2 protein-coding genes are annotated in these 1,532 nt (G+C 60.4%); both read right to left on the bottom strand.

The window, feature by feature from the left end; all coding sequences use genetic code 11:
- A partial coding sequence (locus ABNU55_RS15675; protein WP_348764594.1) for an efflux RND transporter permease subunit occupies window positions 1-240 on the bottom strand: 240 nt, incomplete at its 3' end.
- A gap of 12 nt (window positions 241-252) precedes the next feature.
- Window positions 253-1,488 (bottom strand): efflux RND transporter periplasmic adaptor subunit, encoded by a 1,236-nt coding sequence (locus ABNU55_RS15670; RefSeq protein WP_290749203.1) that lies wholly within the window; start codon window positions 1,486-1,488, stop codon window positions 253-255.
- Between the last annotated feature and the right edge of the window lie 44 nt (window positions 1,489-1,532).

The following is a 1,532-nucleotide window of genomic DNA, read 5'->3' as shown; positions in this document are numbered from 1 at the left end:
TTCCTCCACCTTGGGCAGGCCGGACATGGACGTCTCGATCGGATAGGTCACATAGCGTTCGACCTCTTCCGGCGAAAGACCTTCGGTCTCTGTGAAGACCTGGACCAGTGAAGGCGACGGATCTGGAAAGGCGTCAACGGGCAGGCTGCGAAAGGCAAACAGGCCGCCGATGGAAAGGGCGAGTGCGGCGATGGCGGCAAGCAGCCGTCCCCCCGCAAGTCGATGCATCAAACTTAACATTATGCTTGCCTCCTAGTGGCCATGGCCGTCGCCAAAGGCGTCTTTTTCAAGCTGGGCTTTCAGGGTGAAGGCGCCTTCCGAAACGAACTCATCGCCTGCCGACAGACCCGACAGAATTTCGGTGTATCCATCCGAACTCGCGCCGCTTCGAACCTCGCGTGGCTGGAAGCCGTCTCCGGTCGGGACAAAGACTGACAGCCTTTCCTCGACAGTCACCACAGCATCCGAGGGCACACGCACAACGGCTGCTGCGCCTCCGGTCTCGATCCGTGCCGTAACGAACTGACCAGGTTTCAACCTATGCTCGGCATTGTCGACGATCACACGCGCCGTCGCTGTACGGGACGTCTCATCGATAACCGGCAGGACGGTTGAAATCTTTCCTTCGGCCAGCCTCTGGCCGTCATCCCGCTGAAGGATCACCGTCTGGCCTTCCTCGACTTTTCCGAGGTCTTCCTTGTAAACCGCGATATCGGCCCAGACGACGCTGTCATCGATGATGACAAATACGGGCTCACCACCGGCCGACACGGTTTCGCCAAGCGAAACGCTCCGCTGAATGATTTCACCGGTTATCGGCGCGGTGACATAGGCCTGTGCCAGGGCACCATCCGCAGCTTCATCCAGACCGTCCAGTACGCCATGCCCAATGCCGACGGCATGGAGCCTGTTTTCGGCGGCCTCCCGGGCAGCATTCGCCGCCGAAAAAGACGCACGCGCCGACTGCACATCTGCTTCAGAGGTGATTTTCTTTTCCCAGAGGTTTTCCTCACGCGCCAGCTCGGTCCGCGCCAGACGTTCGGCGCTCAGCGCATTCAGATAATCGGCCTTGAGGCCGGCAAGCTCACGGCTGGTCAGGCGCGCAAGCGTAGCACCCGCGTTCACCGTATCGCCTTCACCTGCATGGAGCTCAGCGACAATGCCCTCCACCTGGGGCGAGACCCTAGCCACGCGATCGGCATCGAAGCGGATTTCGGCGGGCAATTCCAGCTGGCCGGATACTGTGCCGGTTTCAGCCTCCGCAGTCCGGATTCCGGCAGCTTCAGCCTCCGCGGCGCTCAGCTCGACATGATCGCTGGCTTCTTCTTCATGGCCGTCATAATCTTCACCACCGGTCTCTTCGTGCTCACCATCGACTGCCTGGCCCGTCTGGTTGGCCGCAGATGGAGCGGGGGCGTCATTGCCACAGGCCGCAAGATACAAGAACGCTGGAGACAGTAGCGCCGCATAAAACAAATTCGTTTTCATTGGACTTCTCCTTCGAACGGTGCGGCGCCGATCAGGGCGCGCAA

The sequence above is a fragment of the uncultured Henriciella sp. genome (assembly GCF_964005855.1).
GTDB lineage: Bacteria > Pseudomonadota > Alphaproteobacteria > Caulobacterales > Hyphomonadaceae > Henriciella.
Note: the sequence above shows the minus strand (reverse complement) of the source record. Positions and strands in the feature narration are given on the sequence as shown.

Bases quoted from the DNA above. Each gene is read 5' to 3' on its own strand.
- ABNU55_RS15670 (WP_290749203.1), bottom strand. From the start codon at position 1,488: ATGAAAACGAATTTGTTTTATGCGGCGCTACTGTCTCCAGCGTTCTTG.